Origin of the sequence: Nitratireductor sp. GZWM139 (genome assembly GCF_030068685.1) — a bacterium.
Lineage (GTDB): Bacteria > Pseudomonadota > Alphaproteobacteria > Rhizobiales > Rhizobiaceae > Nitratireductor > Nitratireductor aquimarinus.
Genome location: NZ_JAMQML010000012.1, coordinates 134368 through 151711 on the forward strand (window position 1 = coordinate 134368; position 17344 = coordinate 151711).

A 17344-nucleotide genomic window follows, 5' to 3' on the forward strand; every position below is an offset into this window, starting at 1 on the left:
CGATCAGGCCCGCGCCCGCTCCACTTCCGGTGGCGCATCCCGGCATGCCAGATAGATTGCCAGCGAAAGCGCAATCAGCACCGCATAAAAGATGAACAGCGTCTGGTAGGCCGCCACCGGGTCTCCCGGCACGACCGATGCCGCCACAACGCCACCGGTCAAAAACTGCATCACGCCCGCCCCGCCGACGGAGAAGAAGTTGAGCAGCGTCACGCCGCGCCCCGTCAGATGGGCCGGCACAAAGGCCCGCCCATGCGCCATCAAGAGACCATAGCTCGCACCACACACGCCGATCACCACGAACACGACCGTCGTGATGAAGATCGTCGAGACCGGCATGAAGGCAAGCAGCACGATTGCCATGAGCCCGATCAGATTGCCCCCGACCGCAACCCATTTCCGGGTTTTGAAGAACACATCCAGCGGCCCGTAGACGAAACTGCCCGCCGACATGGCAAGCGCCATGAACAGCGTCACCTGACCGATCAGGAGCGCATCGGCGTTGTAGACATCGGCCAGATACGGCCCGGCCCAGAGCCCGCGTATGCCGGCCGCCGGTGCATAATTGAGCGCAGTCAGCGGCAAGATCGGCCACAGGACGCGCAGCTTCAAGAGTTCCGCATAACCACGAAAGCCAAAGCCCGCTTCACGCGCAGCCTGTGTGTCGGTCTCCGGATCGCGCACCAGAAACTGGATGGCGATGCCGGTCAGAATGGTGAAGCCCCCCAGCCCCGCCATCACACCGCGCCAGCCAAAGGCTTCAGCGGCAGCGGCCATGGGTGCAGACCCCACCACATTGCCCATCGTGCCAAAGGCGATCAGCCAGGAGATCAGAATGGTCAGGCGCGCCGGCGAGAAGGTTTTTGCGAAAATGAAAACGGAGGCCATCAGCACGGCGGAGCAGCCAGCGCCGTTGAGCACCATGGCGAAAATGATTGCCCACGGCCCCGGCGCCATTGCGAACAGCAGCGCGCCACCGCCGCCGCAAACCGCCAGCAAAAACGCCGCCGTGCGGCGCGGGCCGTAACGGTCGAGCGAAACGCCGACCACGAACTGCATGAGCGCGAAAGACACAAACCATGCGCCCGACGCCATGGAAAGCTGGGCTTTGGTGGCGCCCAGCTCGCTGGTCAGTGCAGGTGTGAGAACGGCCAGAAACGACCGGTAGAATTGCGACAGGACGTATCCTATCGCCAATGCCGCAAGACCGGCCATGCTTTCGCTGCTCCCTCCTCCGTCTGGCTAAACCGCCAGATGTTTCTGGCCTAGCCGAACGATGCCGGAGGGACAATTGGGCCAGACCGGCCTATCGGCCGATCAGCCCTTTTGAAGAAGCCCGAATGCCGGGCTTATGCCGCGTGCGCGCCGGGGCGTTTGCCGCGGGTGCGGCGACGGCGACGGACCGGCTTGTCGCCTTCGGACTGACGCTGCTCGCCCTGCTGCGCCTGCGGCTTCGCACCGTGACGCGGCTTTGGCTTGCGGTTGTCGCCGGCCTTGGCAGGCTTCTGCGCATTGCGGCGCTCACCGCCATTGTTGGCAGGCGCGGGGCGCGGTGCCGGGTCAGGCTCCGACGTGTGGTCCGCCACCAGCGGAAGGCGCATGCGGATGATCTTCTCCACGGCCTTCAGCTTGTCAGCCTCGGCCGGATCACACAGCGTAACCGCCTCGCCGGATGCGCCGTTGCGGCCGGTGCGGCCAATGCGGTGCACATAGCTTTCCGGCTGGTCGGGAAGGTCGAAATTCACCACATGGCTGATGCCCGGAACGTCGATGCCGCGCGCGGCAATGTCGGTCGCCACGAGAATGCGCACCGATCCGTCACGGAAGCCGTTCAGCGCACGCTGGCGCGCATTCTGCGACTTGTTGCCGTGGATCACCGCCGCCTCGAAGCCGTCACGGCCGAGATCGCGGGTCACGCGGTCCGCGCCATGCTTGGTGCGGGCGAAGATGATCACCGAGCGCATGGCTTCGTCGGCCAGCATGTCGGAGAGGATTTTGCGCTTCTGCTTGGTGCGCGCCATCACCAGCCGCTGGGTGATCTCGCCTGCCGTGGTGGATTCCTTGGCAATCTCCACCCGCAGCGGATTGTTGAGCAGGCTTTCGGAGAGCTTTTCCACTTCCTTGGGCATGGTGGCGGAGAAAAGCGCCGTCTGCCGTTCGGAATGCGTGGCGCGCGCAATGCGGCGCACATCGTTGATGAAGCCCATATCCAGCATGCGGTCGGCTTCGTCCAGAACCAGCCAGCGCGTTTCCGACAGCGAAAGCTCGCCCGAACGCACGATGTCGGTCAGACGGCCCGGCGTCGCCACCAGAACGTCGACACCCTGTGCGAGACGACGAACCTGGCTGTTGCGCGACACACCGCCCAGCACCAGCGCCGTGGAGAGATGGGCGTGGCGGGAGAGTTCACGCACCACATCATCGATCTGAACGGCCAGTTCGCGCGTCGGGCACAGGATCAGCGCCCGCGCCGTCTTCGGCTTGCGCTTGGTGCCAAGCGCGATGATCTGCGAGAGGATCGGCAGCGAAAAGGCCGCCGTCTTGCCCGAGCCCGTCTGGGCAATGCCCAAAACGTCGCGTTTCTCGAGCATGGCCGGAATGGCCTTTTCCTGAATTGGCTTGGGCGTTACGAACCCCACCCCTTCGGCCGCCTTCAACAGGTTGCCGGAAATTCCAAGATCAGCGAAACCGATCTGTTTCGCATTGTTGTCATTGGTCACTATGCAATCTTTCCTATGCCGGCGTCCGATGACGCCGCAATGATACGTGGCAGGGCGCAACCTGCCGAATAAATGTTTGAATGAACGACGTGACGAGGGGTGTCTCACCCACACGGCTGCGCTGTCGCGCCGGCTTTGCCGGCTTGAGCCTCACCCTTGGGTAAAGGCTTCAGACGCAACCAGTCTTTGAAGAAAGCCGGCATAACCAGCCCATGCGTCTGCGCGTCATATGGGGCATTGGCGGCAAAAGTGCAAACGCTATTTTGTGCACCGCAGTATCTCACTCGTCTCTGGCAAGTTTCGCCAGCGCCAGCATACTCCGCCAGTTGCGCCCCGTCATCGACAGTTTCAGCGTCGGCTCCATTTTCGGCACGAAGCGCGACTGCCCCATGCCGTCGGGCGTGTGGAGATAGAGCGTGCGCCCGCTGACGCGAACCTCTTCCGTGCCGGTGATCTTCGCCTGAAGCGCTGCCACATCCGCTGCCGCCGGCTCCCGCTCCAATGCATAGACATGCACCCTGGTCGGCTCGTCAGCAGCCTGCGGAAACGGATTTGCGGCAATCATCGCATTCCAGTCATCAAGACTGCGCACCATGATCGCCTTGTCGAATCCCATCTTCGCACGCACCAGATCGGCCACCTTTGCCCGCACCGCCTCTTCACCGGACGGGGCGGTCAAAACCGCATTGCCGCTGTTGATGTAGGTCGCCACATCCTGAAAGCCGCCCTCGCCCAGCACCGCGCGCAGCTCCTTCACGGGAAGCTGCGTCGCGCCGCCAACGCCGCGAAAGAGAACGATGTATCGGGTCGCGGCCATGTTCCGTCCTCAGATGATCAGCCCGGCAATCGTGTCATTGTTGGTGATGTCCTGATAGGCCCAGCCTGCCGCGTCGAAACGTTCGGTCAGAACGTCGAAATTATCCCGGTTCTTGGTCTCGATCCCGATCAGGACAGAGCCGAAATTGCGCGCCGACTTCTTCAGATACTCAAAGCGCGTGATGTCATCCTCCGGCCCCAGAAGTTCGAGGAAGTCACGCAGCGCGCCCGGCCGCTGCGGAAAGCGGAAGATGAAATATTTCTTCAGTTCCTCGTAACGCAGCGCCCGCTCCTTCACATCCGGCAGGCGCTCGAAATCAAAGTTTCCGCCCGACACGACGGCGATCACCGTGCGCCCTTTGAGAACCTCCGGCGAGAAGTCCTTCAGCGTGTCAATCGCCAGCGCGCCCGCCGGCTCCAGCACCACACCCTCGATGTTCAGCATCTCGATCATGGTCGCGCAGAGCCGGTTCTCCGGCACCAGATGCACAGCCTCCGCATCGAATGTCTTCAGATGGGAGAACGGGGTTGCGCCGATCTCGGCCACCGCCGCGCCATCGACGAAATTGTCTACCCGGTCGAGCCGCACCGGCCGGTCCTGAACCAGCGCCTGCTGCAGGCTGGCCGCCCCTTCGGGCTCCGCAAAGGCGAAAGCGCCCGCCTGTCCCGCGGTCCTCAGATAACGCGTCACACCGGACGCAAGTCCGCCACCGCCCACGGGCAGAATGACGAGGCTGTCATCCATCCGCACGCCGTCAAACGCCTTGATCTGCTCGGCGATCTCGCGGCCAACCGTCGCCTGCCCCTCGATGATGTCGGGATGATCGAAAGGCGGCACCATCGCGCCGCCGCTCTCCTCGGCAAAATCCAGCGCGGCGCGAAGGCAGTCGTCAAAGAAATCGCCGATCAGGCGGATTTCCACGAACTCGCCGCCGAAGATGCGGGTCTTGTCGATCTTCTGCTGCGGCGTCGTCACCGGCATGAAGACCACGCCCTTGCAGCCAAAATGCCGGCAGACATAGGCAAAGCCCTGCGCGTGATTGCCTGCCGATGCGCAAACGAAGGTGCGCTCCGGCCCGCCCTCGGCCATCGCCTTGCGGAAGAAGTTGAAAGCACCGCGGATTTTGTAGGAACGGACCGGCGTCAGATCCTCGCGCTTCAGGAAAACCCGCGCCCCGGTCTTCTTCGACAGATAGTCGTTCTCCTGAAGCGGCGTTGCAGCAAACAGTGACCGCAGGGCCTCTTCAGCCTCCGCGACAGCCTCAACGAAGTCGGTCTCGTTCGTTCCTGCACTCATGCGTCTCTTGCCTATCCAGTCCGTGTGTCCTACGGGCTATTGCATATCAGGGCGCGTGACGCCACTCTCGCGCCAGGGAGGGGACCGTTTCCCGGATACAGACGCTTATACCGAGCAGCCTGAGGTTCACCACTTGCAGTATCTCGCCGTCCGCGCCGCGCTCCACATTGCGGCGGTTTTTGCCATCTATCTCGCGGCTGCCATGCTCATACCGGCGGCGGTCGATCTTTATTACGGCAATGACGACTGGCGTGTCTTCGCCTTCTCCGCGCTGTTCACCGGCGGGCTCGCCATCGGCGTTTCGCTCGCCACCCAGGGCCGCCCGCCCGTCATTTCCTCCCGTTTCGGCTTTCTGGTTGTCAACCTTCTGTGGATGACCGCCTGCATCGTGGGCGCCGTGCCCCTGCTCGCCTCTTCGGTGGAATTCAGCGTTACCGACGCCTTCTTCGAATCCGTCTCGGGCGTCACCGCAACCGGCGCAACCGTCATTGTCGGCCTGGATGGCATGCCGCCGGGCCTTCTCCTGTGGCGCTCTATCCTGCAGTGGATCGGCGGCCTCGGCGTGATCGCGCTCGGCCTGTTCGTCCTGCCGTTCCTGAATGTCGGTGGCGTTTCCTATTTCCGCATCGAATCCTCGGACATCGCAGACCGCCCCTTCGACCGTTTCTCCACGTTCGGGCTCGGCCTTGTCAGCATCTATGCGCTTTTGACGCTCGCCTGCACCATCGCCTATGCGGCAGCCGGCATGCGCGCCTTCGACGCCGTCAATCACGCGCTCACCACCATCGCCACTGCCGGCTTCTCCACCCATGACTCCTCCATGGGCTTCTATGCCGACAACCCAGCCATCCTGTGGATCAGCACCTTCTTCATGTTCGTGGCGGCGCTGCCCTTCTCCATCCTCATTCTGTTTGCCCTGCGCGGCAGGCTCGATGCGCTTCGTGATCCGCAGATCCGTGTCTTTGCCGGATATGTGGTCGTGTTCGTGCTGGCGGTGGCCATCTATCTGCGCATCGTCCACGACCACACTTTCTTCGCCGCACTCACCCATTCGGCGTTCAACTTCGTGTCGATCATCACGACCACCGGCTATGCCAGCTCGGATTATTCACAGTGGGGCGCCTTCGCGGTTGCGGCCGCCTTCGTCGCCATGTTTCTCGGCGGCTGTTCCGGCTCCACGACAGGCGGCATCAAGGCCTATCGCTTCCTGATCCTGTTCAAGCTGATGGCCAATGGTCTGCGCCGCTTCGTCTATCCAAACACCGTCGTCACCGTGCGCTATGGCGACCGCACAGTGGATGATGACCTGCAGCGCGCGGTTGTTCTCTATATTTCGGCCTTCTTCGTCATCTGGGCCGTCATCATTCTCATTCTCGCGGCCACCGGGCTCGATTTCGTCACCGCCATCTCCGCCGCCCTCACCGGCCTCACCAATGTCGGCCCCGGTCTCGGCCAGGTGGTCGGCCCCGCCGGAAGCTTTGCGCCCCTGCCGGATCTGGCCAAATGGGTCGTCGCGTTCGCAATGCTCATGGGACGGCTCGAGATTCTCGCCGTGCTGGTCATTTTCGCACCGGTTTTCTGGGAGAAGTGACCTCCACAAGACGTCGCTTTCCCGCTAAGGATAGCGACGTCGAACCTTCCGATCCTCAGGGCAAGCAAAGACCGTATCCAATGCCGTTTCGCAAGCTTCAGCGCCCGTTCGCGTTTTTGTTCATCCTGATGGTGGTCATGGGCTGCGCCAACCAGAAGCCCTCCCGACTGATCGCGCAGACCATGGCGCCAGCGCGCACCGATCAGATCGAAGCCACGCACGAGATTTTCATCGCCACCAACCGCGCTGCCGCCGAGGAACCGGGTGAACTCTTCTCCGGTCGCCGCCTTGCGCACCAGGGCGCGCCCAAGGCAGCCTTCGCCCATGTCGACGTGTCCATCCCCAAGGTGCACGAAACCGGCAAGCTGGAGCTTTCGCCCAATCCCGATGTGGCCGATCCGGCGCGTTATTTCACGGCGCAAAAGGCGGTCCTCTATCCGGATGCCAGCGATTTCGAGGCGGCCCTGAAGAAAAGCATCGCCACCCATGACGGTCGCGCGCTCGTCTTCATCCACGGCTACAACACCGGCTTCGACGACGCGGTCTATCGCGCAGCCCAGATCTTCAACGATGCCGATTACAGCGGCACGCCGATCATGTTTTCCTGGCCATCCGCAGGCCGCATGCTCGATTATGTCTACGATCAGAACAGCGCCACCACCGCCCGCGATGCGCTGGAAGAAACGCTCCGCCTGGTGGTTCGCGCCGGCGCAAAACGCATCGATATCGTTGCCCATTCCATGGGTAGCTGGGTCACGATGGAAGCCCTGCGCCAGCTCGCCATTTCCGGTGACCGGGATCTGGGCGGACGTCTCGCCGACGTGGTTCTCGCCTCTCCCGATCTCGACATCGATGTCTTCAAATCTCAGATGCGTCGCTATGGCGTGCCGAAAAAGACCTTCCTCATCCTGACATCGCAGAACGACCGCGCTCTTACACTGTCCGGTTTCATCGCCGGTAATCAGCCCCGGCTAGGCGACTACAGCGACGCCAAGGAGCTGACCAATCTCGGCGTGGTCGTGGTCGATGTGACCAAAGTGTCTTCAGGCGACTGGCTCAACCACACCAAGTTTGCCGAAAACCCGATCCTCGTGCGCCTTCTGGGCGAACGCCTTTCCAGCGAAGGCAATCTGAACGCCAGAGATCACGACGCCGTTGCCGGCAAACTGGAAACGCTGGTGCGCGGTCTCGGCCAGACGGTCGGCACTGCCGCCGATATCGTCATCACTACACCGCTCACGGTCATCGATCTGGCCACAGGTCCGGCCCGGCGTTAAGAACGAACACGGAAGCGCGTAAAATCAAGAGATTAGACGCGCTTCCAGACTCAAGACGAGAAGCATTTGAAGGGCATTCATCGCGAAATGACGCGCCCTTTCAAAGGAACAGATCGACCTTCTGGAAGCTCGTCACGTCGATGATGCCGGTATCGGAGATCCTGAGTTCCGGGATCACCACCAGCGCCAGAAGCGAGTGCTGCATATAGGCGTTGTTCAACGTGCAGCCCATGTCGTGCATGGCGTCGGTCAGCTTCGCCGCCTTCTGCGCCACCACTTCCGCCCGCTCATCCGACATCAGCCCGGCAATCGGCATCTCCACCAGCGCCAGCTCGCGCCCCTTCGAGAACAGCACGACGCCGCCGCCCACTTCGCCAAGACGGTTGGCCGCTTTGGCCATGTCATCCTTGTTGGTGCCGACCACGATCATGTGGTGTGAATCATGCGCCACCGTCGAGGCCATGGCGCAGTCCTGCATGTAGCCGAAGCCCGAAACGAAACCGTTCGTCACATTGCCCGTGCCGCGATGCCGCTCCACCAGCGCGATCTGACAGACATCATTGCGCCGGTCCATGGCGACGATGCCATCCTCGACGCCAAGCTCCGCCTCCAGCGCCCGAGTCGGCGCCTGGTTCTCGATCACGCCGATCACCCGCGCCCGCACATGGTTTGCGCCCTCGGGCGCAGCAATGTCGAAATCCTGCGCCGCAAGGCTTTTGCCAAGCCGCACCGTGTTCTTGGCCTTGGCCGGATAATCATGGGCCGGAATGTCCGCTTCCAGCCGCCCTCCCCGCGCCAGCCTCACGCCCCGCGCGAACACGTCATCGATCACGAGTTCCGCCAGATCCGAAACGATCAGGAAATCCGCCCGCCGTCCGGGGGCGATAGAACCCAGCTCCCGCTCCAGCCGGAAATGCTCTGCCGTGTTGATCGTCGCCATCTGGATCGCCGTCACCGGCTTCAGACCCTGCGCGATGGCGTGGCGCACCACGCGGTCCATATGGCCGTCATTCACCAGCGTTCCCGAATGGCTGTCATCGGTGCACAGAATGAAATTGCGCGGATCGAGCCCCTGCTCCGTCACTGCCTTGATCTGGCTTGCCACGTCATACCAGGCAGAGCCCAGCCGCAGCATGGCCTTCATGCCCTGACGCACCCGCGCAATCGCGTCCTCGGCGCGCGTGCCCTCATGATCGTCTTCCGGCCCGCCGGCCACATAGCCATGGAACGGCAGTCCCAGATCGGGCGAGGCATAATGTCCGCCCACGGTCTTGCCCGCCGCCACGGTGGCCGCAATTGCGCCCGTCATGGTGGCGTCATTGGCCGCAACGCCCGGAAAATTCATCACCTCGCCAAGCCCGATAATGTTCGGCCAGCCCATCGCCTCGGCCACGTCTTCGGCGGAAAGTTCGGCCCCGGCATTCTCCAGACCCGGCGCGGAAGGCACGCAGGAGGGCATCTGCACGAACACGTTGATCGCCTGCGCCATCGCCTCGTCATGCATCAGCCGCACGCCGTCGAGGCCCAGCACATTGGCGATCTCATGGGGATCGATGAACATGGAAGTGGTGCCATGCGGGATCACGGCGCGGCAGAATTCCGTCACCGTCACCATGCCGCTTTCCACATGCATGTGCGCGTCGCACAGGCCCGGCACCAGATAGCGCCCCATCGCGTCGACCACCTTGGTCTTCTCGCCGATGGCGTGGCTCGCGTCCGGCCCGCAATAGGCAAACCGGCCTGCAACAATGGCAATGTCGGTCGCGGGGATCACCTCGCCCGAATGCACATTCACCCAGCGGCCATTGCGCACCACAAGATCCGCCTTCTGGCGCCCCATGGCCACATCCACAAGCTGCGGCGCGACCGCCTGCCAGGGTTTGAGATCGGTGGAAGGCACGGGCTTGGTGTCGGGCATGGATATCCTCCTGATGGAGAGCGCACTTTCGCAAACCCGCGCCGCGCGCGCCAGCCCTCACGTCAAACAGTCAGCGGAAAGAATGGGAATTGCGTCACCGGGACCGTCATATGCCCATGGGGACGGTCTCGCACTCGCCGAGCCCCTAACGCGCAATGGCGTCCCAGGCGGCAATGGCGCTGTCCACCACCCGCTCCAGCGCGGCGCATGAGGCCCCGTCGCGCGCCTGGATCGAAAGCCCGTGCAGAACGGTCACATAGAAAGCCGCGACCCGCGCCGGATCGGCGCTCTCGGGCACGTCGCCATCGCTGATCCCGCGTTCCACACGGCGGCGAAAACAGGCCTCGTTTTCACGGCGGTTTTCGGTCAGAAAGCGGCACACGGGGCTGTTTTCCGGTGCGCCGGCCAGCGCCGCCGTCACCACCATGCAGCCGCGGGGATTGTCAGGGGCGGTGTAGCAGCGGGCATTCACACGCAGCGCCCGTTCGATCGATCCGCGCGCCGTATCGCCTTTCTCCAGCGCCTCGCTCACCGGTGCGCTCTGTTCGCGCCCATACAGCTCGATCGCTTCGCGAAACAGCGTTTCCTTGCAACCGAACGCCGCATAAAGGCTGGGCTTGTTGATGCCCATGGCCTGCGACAGCTCGTTCATCGAAGCGCCCTCATAGCCGCACGACCAGAACACCCGCATCGCCTGATGCAGTGCTTCGTTCCTGTCAAATGCTCTGGGCCTGCCGCGTCCCGCCATCTCGAATACCTTTTGTACCAAGCCGTAAATAATTACGTCCGCTCGATATCTCAAGGCATGAGTCTGTTTCGACAGCCCGGCGCCTTGCATCTCGTCGGCGCACGGGGCCGGATCATGACGCAGAAAACAGGCGCATTGCATGCAATCCCAGCGCTGAAGCGCAGGTGGTCATCTGCGCTTTCGAACAAGGCTCACAATTGCCTTTGCCAGCAGCATTGAAGAGAAAAACAGCACGAGCTGAGACGCGTTCATTCCAAGGACGTAATCATTTCCCGTAATCGTTGCTACAGCTGAAGTTATCACAATAAGCGCAACCAAAATGATGTCGTGCACAGATCGGACTCCGGGTTTTCATGAAGCGCACATGCCCCGACCGAAGTCTTTCCATCTACGTTCATGAAAGTGATTTCGTATAATTTATTAAATAAAAACAACACCATAAATGGATTTTGACCTCTGCTCCGCAGGATTGTCAATGATCCATCCCGGTTCCATCCGGTCCCCGCGCATTTCGCGTTAATGGCAAGGCGAGACCACCGCACGCCATCACCCCGCCTGCCCGGCGGCGACTCGCCCCGCAGCGCCGGCGCCCCGCCGCAACAGGATCACAATGGCGGCAATCACCATCACGCTGCCCGGCAGCCAGTGCCAGCCGATCAGGCCGGGTCGGGTCACGAACAGAACCAGCATGGAAACGAATGGCACCAGATAGCTGTAAGCGGTCACCGCGCCCGGCGTCAGAACACCCGTGCCGCGCTGCATGAGCCAGAAGGTCACGCCGCTCGAAAACACGCCCAGATAGGCAACCAGCAGGAAATCCCCGATCTGCATCCGCGTAAGCCCGTCCACCGGCTCCAGAACGAGCCCCGCCGCCGCAATCAGCACCCCGCCGCCGGCAAGGCTCCAGAAAGTACGCGCCGCAGCATCGCTCGACAGCATGTTGCGCGCCATCCCCCATTTGGAAAGCACGGGATAAAGCGCAGACGCGATGCAGCCGACGAAGAACAGCGCCTCGTTCCAGCCGAACTGCAACTGCGCGAGATCGCCACCCGTCTGCGCCATGGCAAGCGCCAGCGCCCCGAACGCGCCAAGTGCGAGAATGGCCAGAAGCCCGCCTGCCCTCGGCTCCACGCCAAGCACGCGCCCCAGCCCGTAGGCGATGAGCGGCATGGTCACGAACAGCGCCGACATGGAAAGCGCCGTCACCCGGTGCGCAGCCCAGAACATGATGCCGAAGAACCCCGCCAGACAAAGCCCCATCACCGCATAGAGCAGAAGGGCTGAAAGCCCCGGCCGCCAGTCCTCGCGCGCCCGCACCATCGGAGCCATGGCCAGCGCCGCAATGGCAAAGCGCAGCGCCGTCAGAAGCAGCGGCGGAAGACCATCGGACAAAAGCCCCACCGCCGGAAAGGAAGCCCCCACGATCAGCGCCCATAAAAGCATGCCCAGATGGGCCTGCACCGCGCTCTTTTCCCCGTCAGCCCTGTCAGCCCTGTCAACCATGCCAGCCATCGGTGATCCGCCTTCCACATTTCCTGCAAGCCCTGAACATGAAACCAAAGCTAGTTCATTGCGGATCGATTGATAATGTGCGACTTCGCTCAATAACCATTCACTCAGAGTGCTGAATAATGGACCGCTTCACCGCCCTGAACGTGTTCCGCACGGTCGTAGAGCTGGGCAGTTTCGCCGGGGCAGCCCGGCGGCTTCGCCTTTCGCCCGCCGCCGTCAGCAAGAACATCCGCGAGCTCGAAGCGCATCTCGCCGTCCGTCTCATCAACCGCACCACGCGCCGCATGAGCCTGACAGAAGCGGGCGCGCTCTACCACAGGCGCATCGCCGGCATTCTCGATGATCTGGAAGACGCCGACGCCACGCTCGGGCCGCTTCAGCAGGAGCCGCGCGGCCTGCTGCGCGTCAGCGCTCCCATGGCCACCAGCCTTATAGCCCTTTCCCCGGCGATCCCGCAGTTTCTGGAACGCTACCCGGAAATCACGCTCGACCTCAGGCTGGATGACCGCCGCGTCAACATCGTCGAAGACGGGTTCGACCTCGCCATTCGCGGCAGCGACCGGCTGGAAAACTCAAGCCTGATTGCCAGAAAACTGCTGGTTCTCGATCACGTCCTGTGCTGCGCGCCGGCCTATCTCGAGCGTGCCGGGCCGCTTGAAACGCCCGAAGACCTGCGCCGCCACGAATGCGTGCAGTTCAGCCTGTCCGGCCATGCCGACGAATGGACCTTTTACAGGGCGGGCCGCAGTGTCACCGTGCCGGTCAACGGGCGCTACAAGGTCACGTCCAGCCTCGCCGTGCGCGACGCGCTGCTTTCGGGCTTTGGTGTCAGCATGACCCCGCGTCTTTATGTACGCGAGCATCATGCCGCCGGCGCGCTTGTCCCCCTCATCCCGGACTGGACGCCCATGGACACCACGCTTTACGCGATCTACCCCTCCGCCCGGCATGTGCAGGCCAAGGTGCGCGCCTTTCTGGATTTCCTCGTCGAAACGCTCAGTCCACAGGCGCATTGACGCGCACCGGGCCACAAGCCCGCCATCCTCTGCACCCGGCCCGCAAACCTGTTAAGAGGAAACAACCTTCCGATTCCCCTGACAGGCCTGCCGTGACCGCCGATCCCACGCATATCCTCAAGACCGTCTATGGATACGAGGCCTTTCGCGGCCGCCAGGCCGAGATCGTCGAACACGTCATTGCCGGCAACAATGCCTTCGTGCTCATGCCCACCGGCGGCGGCAAGTCGCTGTGCTACCAGATCCCCGCGCTCTGCCGGCCAGGCCTCGGCCTCATCATTTCGCCGCTCATCGCCCTCATGGCCGATCAGGTGGCCGCGCTGAAACAGGCTGGTGTCCGCGCAGCCGCGCTCAACTCCAACCTGCCGCTCGAAGCCCGTCAGGCCATCTGGCGCGCCATGGGCGACGGCTCGCTCGACATGCTCTATGTGTCGCCGGAAACCCTGCTGCGCCCCGCCGTGCTCGACCGGCTGAAGCAGGTAAACCTCTCGCTCATCGCCATTGACGAGGCACACTGTCTCTCGCAGTGGGGCCATGATTTCCGCCCCCATTACCGCCAGCTCGACGCGCTGGTCGAAGAGTTTCCCAACACGCCGCGCATGGCGCTGACCGCCACCGCCGACGCCCCCACCCGCGCCGAGATCATCGCGCATCTGGGCATTGATGAGCGCGACAGCTTCGTTGCCGGGTTCGACCGCCCGAACATCCGCTACGCCATCGAAGAAAAGGACAGCCCGCGCCGCCAGCTCGCGCGCTTTCTGGAAAAGCACAGGGATGAGAGCGGCATCGTCTATTGCCTCTCCAAGCGCAAGACCGACGAGACCGCCGAATGGCTCCGGTCGGAAGGCTACAACGCGCTTGCCTATCATGCCGGCATGGACCGCGAGGCGCGCGAGGCAAACCAGACCCGCTTCCAGCGCGAGGAAGCGGTGGTCATGGTCGCCACCATCGCCTTCGGCATGGGCATCGACAAGCCGGATGTGCGCTTTGTCGCGCATCTGGATCTGCCCGGCAGCATTGAGGCCTATTATCAGGAGACCGGCCGCGCCGGCCGCGACGGCCTGCCGTCGGAAGCCATGATGCTCTACGGCTTCGATGACATTGCGCTGCGCCGCCGTTTCATCGAGGAATCGGACGCATCCGACCAGCGCAAACGCATGGAGATGCAGAAGCTCGACGCGCTTCTCGGCCTTGCCGAAACCGCCCAGTGCCGCCGTCAGGTCCTGCTCAACTATTTCGGCGACCATTGCGAGCCCTGCGGCAATTGCGACACCTGCGCAAATCCGCCCGAACGTTTCGATGGCTCCATCGCAGTGCAGAAGGCCCTTTCCTGCATCTACCGCACGGGCGAGCGTTTTGGTCAGGCCTACATCGTCTCCGTGCTTCTGGGGGCCGAAGACGAGCGCATCGCCCGTTTTGGTCACGACCAGATTTCCACCTATGGCATTGGCAAGGAATACGATCAGCGCGTCTGGCGCTCGGTCCTGCGCCAGATGGTGGCGCACGGCCTCGTGGATGTGGATTTCAGCGGCCATGGCGGCCTGTCCATCTCCGAGCGCGGCGCGCAGTTCCTGCGTGAAAAGCCCACGCTCATGCTGCGCGTTCCGCGTCCGGCGGCAAAGGGCAAGAGCCGGCGCTCTTCCGGCAGCGAGGCCGCCAGTGCGCTTGATCCCGAAGCCGCAGCCCTGTTCAAGGCGCTGCGCGAAAAACGCATCGAGATCGCCCGCGAGCAGAACGTGCCGCCCTATGTCATCTTCCACGACCGCACGCTGATCGAGATGGCCTCCGCCCGCCCCGGCTCACGCCAGGCCATGGCCGGCATTTCCGGCATCGGCGAAGCCAAGCTCGACCGCTACGGCGAAGCCTTTCTGGATGTCATCGCAAATCACGACTGACAGAGCGGATCAATCCGGCGCGAAACCGTTGCGGGAGACAGGCCCGCTCAGTCCAGTTCCTGAACGCCGCCACCGGAAACGGTCAGAATCTGCCCGCTGACCCAGCTTGCCGCAGGTGAGCTCAGAAACAGCGCGGCATTCGCCATGTCGACCGGCTCGCCCAGCCGGTTGATCGGCGTGTGCGCCAGCATCTTCTTCTCAATCTCGTCGTTCAGGACAGACTCCAGCGCTTCCGTGCGGGTTGCGCCCGGCGCGATGCCATTCACCCGAATGCCCCTGGGGCCGAGGTCGAAGGCGATGTTCCGGATCAGATGGTTCGTGGCCGCCTTGGACGCACCATAGGACGCCATGCGCCTGTTCTTGTTCTCGCCGGCCATGGAGGTGATGGCGAGAATGGAACCACCGCCCGCCTTCTCCATTTCAGGCGCGGCAAGCTGCGCCAGCCGAAACAGCGAGAAGACGTTGAGAGCGAACGCCCGGCGGAAATCCGACATCGGCATGTCGAACGGCTTGGGACCGCCACCGCCGGCATTTGAGACCAGAAGCGTCAGCTTTCCAAGCTGGTTCACCGTTTCGCTCACTGCGCGGGCAAGGTCATCTTCGCTGGTCACATCACAGGCGACACTCGCGGCCCTCGCCCCCGTCTTTTCGATGTCATCCGCAACCTGCCCGGCGCGCTCCGCATCGAGATCGGTCACCATCACCGAAGCGCCGGCGCCGGCAAATGCCTCGGCAATTGCGCGCCCTATCCCTGCGCCAGCGCCCGTAATCAGCGCGACCTGACCGTCCAGCCTGAAATTCTGCGGATCATACATTCAAAGCACTCCTTTTGAACAAGCCACGCCAGACAACCTGGCCCTAAGCATGGCATTGCCCGGTACAATCTCATCACGGTGTCTGTCGGATCGGAGTTTCCATCGCCCCCGGCTCGTCAAAGCTCTTTCGTCAAAAGCACCCAGTTCTGAATTTCGGTCTGCCAGCCATCGCTGACACAGCGCCGCCGCGCCTTTTCGGCGTATCCCACGCGCTCATAGAGCCTCCGGGCTCCGTGATTGTCATCGGAGACGATCACGCTCATGCGGGAGATGCCGCGATCCGCCGCAATCTTCTCAGCAAGGTTGAGCAAATGGGTTCCTATTCCCCGCCCCTGCGTTTCGGGAAAACACGCCAGCACATTGACGTACCAGCTGTTCAGGGCGAGGTTTTCGAGTTCCTGAAGCGGGCGAAAGAGCGCGGGAAACTCCGCACCGATTGGCTCGGGCGTCGAACCGATTGCGTATCCCGTCAGGCTTGCGACCGCGCCCTCTCCAAAATCCACGACATAAATCTGGCCATCTCGCGCCTTTTCGGCCTGCCGCCTGCGCCCCACCTCCCAAGGGTCCTGATCCGGCGCGGCCATCGTTGACCAGATGTGAAGCGGAAGCCCCTCGCCGGCAAGGTTTACAAGCCGAGCGAGCGGCAGGGCATCTCCCGCCTCGGCGATACGGGTAAAACGCTCAAGCTCCATGAAACGCCTCCCCCTCAAAAACCACGCATAAGGGTTGAGAGCCAATATAGCACTGCCTTGGAAACCTGTCTGCAAGCGCGCTCACGGGCATGCAGATGCCGGGGTTCCTGCCCGCACCAGAAACCGCTGTTGCAATCCTTGCTGGCCGTGAGAGGCATCGGGCGCGAATGCATCTCCGCCAGTGAAGACGGCAACCGCATTCTCGTCGGTAGAGAATCGCAAAGCTTCCCAAACGGAAAAGCTGCTGCTTGGTGTTGTTCTGAAACTCTGGTGCGGACGGCGCGCACCCGCACCAAACCCGCGCCATTGTATTTAAACGATTTTCCTCATTCCTTACTTGGCAAAGTCACTCTTTTTGTATCTCAACCTGTATCGCAAATTGCGACCATTTATCGAACCTTAATTCCACCCCTTGACCCGCCACCTCGTTCGGGACGAGGGGGTCGCAGGTTCGAATCCTGCCACTCCGACCAGCCTATTCAATCACTTACAAGCCGCCCATCCGAAAACGCCGAAGGCCACGGACCGAAACCGGACCGAAACAGCCTTCAAGCGGCGCGTAACGGACGCCTTTGAAGCTAGCGCTCGGCCGGCGCACTATCCCAAAACCGCTTCCGATCCCCCTTCCCCCTGTCTCGCTTCGGATCGAATGGTATGCCGTCAAACTCGGATGCGAAGCGGTCCGCGTCTTCTTTCTCAGCAAAGCAGAAGATGATGAAGTAACCGCCTCTGGGTTCGGCCCACTGGGCATAGACGGATTGCGTCCGGCGATGGATCGACAGGCCCNTGGTATGCCGTCAAACTCGGATGCGAAGCGGTCCGCGTCTTCTTTCTCAGCAAAGCAGAAGATGATGAAGTAACCGCCTCTGGGTTCGGCCCACTGGGCATAGACGGATTGCGTCCGGCGATGGATCGACAGGCCCTTACAGAAGCCGTGAACGACATCGTAGCTGCCTCCCATTACCCGATCCTCCGGTAACGCCACCTGGTGCGGATGAGCGCGATCAATCTGAGCCCCGGTAGGCTCTCCTTTGCGACGTGACATCG

General features: G+C 62.5%; 13 protein-coding genes. 4 read left to right on the plus strand and 9 right to left on the minus strand.

The genetic code is table 11. The annotated features are described in order from the left end of the window. Positions 1–3: 3 nt before the first annotated feature. The 4 genes from NDI72_RS15550 to ilvA all read right to left on the minus strand — a co-directional run bounded on the left by NDI72_RS15550 (position 4) and on the right by ilvA (position 4833). Positions 4–1215 carry an MFS transporter gene (locus tag NDI72_RS15550; protein WP_206543792.1) on the minus strand — a complete coding sequence of 404 codons (1212 nt, stop codon included), beginning with the start codon at positions 1213–1215 and terminating at the stop codon, positions 4–6. A gap of 134 nt (positions 1216–1349) precedes the next feature. Further along, positions 1350–2720: a DEAD/DEAH box helicase gene (locus NDI72_RS15555; RefSeq protein WP_206543793.1), complete on the minus strand. Its 1371-nt coding sequence runs from the start codon at positions 2718–2720 to the stop codon at positions 1350–1352. Between the two features lie 280 nt (positions 2721–3000). Then, complete coding sequence (locus tag NDI72_RS15560; protein ID WP_283800904.1) at positions 3001–3537, minus strand: DUF1697 domain-containing protein; 537 nt, start codon at positions 3535–3537, stop codon at positions 3001–3003. 9 nt (positions 3538–3546) lie between these two features. Beyond that, the gene (gene ilvA, locus NDI72_RS15565) at positions 3547–4833 is read right to left on the minus strand and encodes a threonine ammonia-lyase IlvA (protein ID WP_283800905.1); all 1287 of its coding nucleotides are present in this window, start codon (positions 4831–4833) and stop codon (positions 3547–3549) included. A 133-nt stretch (positions 4834–4966) separates the two neighbouring features. Between ilvA and NDI72_RS15570 the strand changes: the two genes are divergently transcribed. Then, entirely contained in the window at positions 4967–6424 is a 1458-nt protein-coding gene (locus NDI72_RS15570) for a TrkH family potassium uptake protein (protein WP_206543796.1), read from the plus strand. Between the two features lie 80 nt (positions 6425–6504). After that, positions 6505–7701, plus strand: a complete 1197-nt coding sequence (locus NDI72_RS15575) for an alpha/beta hydrolase (RefSeq protein ID WP_206548853.1) — start codon at positions 6505–6507, stop codon at positions 7699–7701. A 100-nt stretch (positions 7702–7801) separates the two neighbouring features. Here NDI72_RS15575 and ade read toward each other — a convergent pair whose 3' ends face one another. From ade to NDI72_RS15590, 3 genes are all read right to left on the minus strand, one after another. After that, positions 7802–9619, minus strand: a complete 1818-nt coding sequence (gene ade, locus NDI72_RS15580; RefSeq protein ID WP_283800906.1) for an adenine deaminase — start codon at positions 9617–9619, stop codon at positions 7802–7804. Positions 9620–9764: 145 nt separating this feature from the next. After that, entirely contained in the window at positions 9765–10367 is a 603-nt protein-coding gene (locus NDI72_RS15585) for a TetR/AcrR family transcriptional regulator (protein WP_113155513.1), read from the minus strand. A gap of 546 nt (positions 10368–10913) precedes the next feature. Beyond that, complete coding sequence (locus NDI72_RS15590) at positions 10914–11879, minus strand: DMT family transporter (protein ID WP_283800907.1); 966 nt, start codon at positions 11877–11879, stop codon at positions 10914–10916. Positions 11880–11998: 119 nt separating this feature from the next. On the opposite strand from NDI72_RS15590, the gene NDI72_RS15595 reads away from it, so the two are divergent. Both NDI72_RS15595 and recQ read left to right on the plus strand, forming a co-directional pair. After that, the gene (locus NDI72_RS15595) at positions 11999–12895 is read left to right on the plus strand and encodes a LysR family transcriptional regulator (RefSeq protein ID WP_283800908.1); all 897 of its coding nucleotides are present in this window, start codon (positions 11999–12001) and stop codon (positions 12893–12895) included. A 92-nt stretch (positions 12896–12987) separates the two neighbouring features. Further along, on the plus strand, positions 12988–14790 hold the full coding sequence (gene recQ / locus NDI72_RS15600) for a DNA helicase RecQ (RefSeq protein WP_206548851.1): 1803 nt from the start codon (positions 12988–12990) through the stop codon (positions 14788–14790). A gap of 47 nt (positions 14791–14837) precedes the next feature. On the opposite strand, the gene hdhA is transcribed toward recQ, so the two are convergent. Next, a complete protein-coding gene (gene hdhA, locus NDI72_RS15605; RefSeq protein WP_283800909.1) occupies positions 14838–15605 on the minus strand; it encodes a 7-alpha-hydroxysteroid dehydrogenase in 768 nt (255 codons plus the stop codon). A gap of 116 nt (positions 15606–15721) precedes the next feature. After that, positions 15722–16297: a GNAT family N-acetyltransferase gene (locus NDI72_RS15610; protein ID WP_283800910.1), complete on the minus strand. Its 576-nt coding sequence runs from the start codon at positions 16295–16297 to the stop codon at positions 15722–15724. Between the last annotated feature and the right edge of the window lie 1047 nt (positions 16298–17344).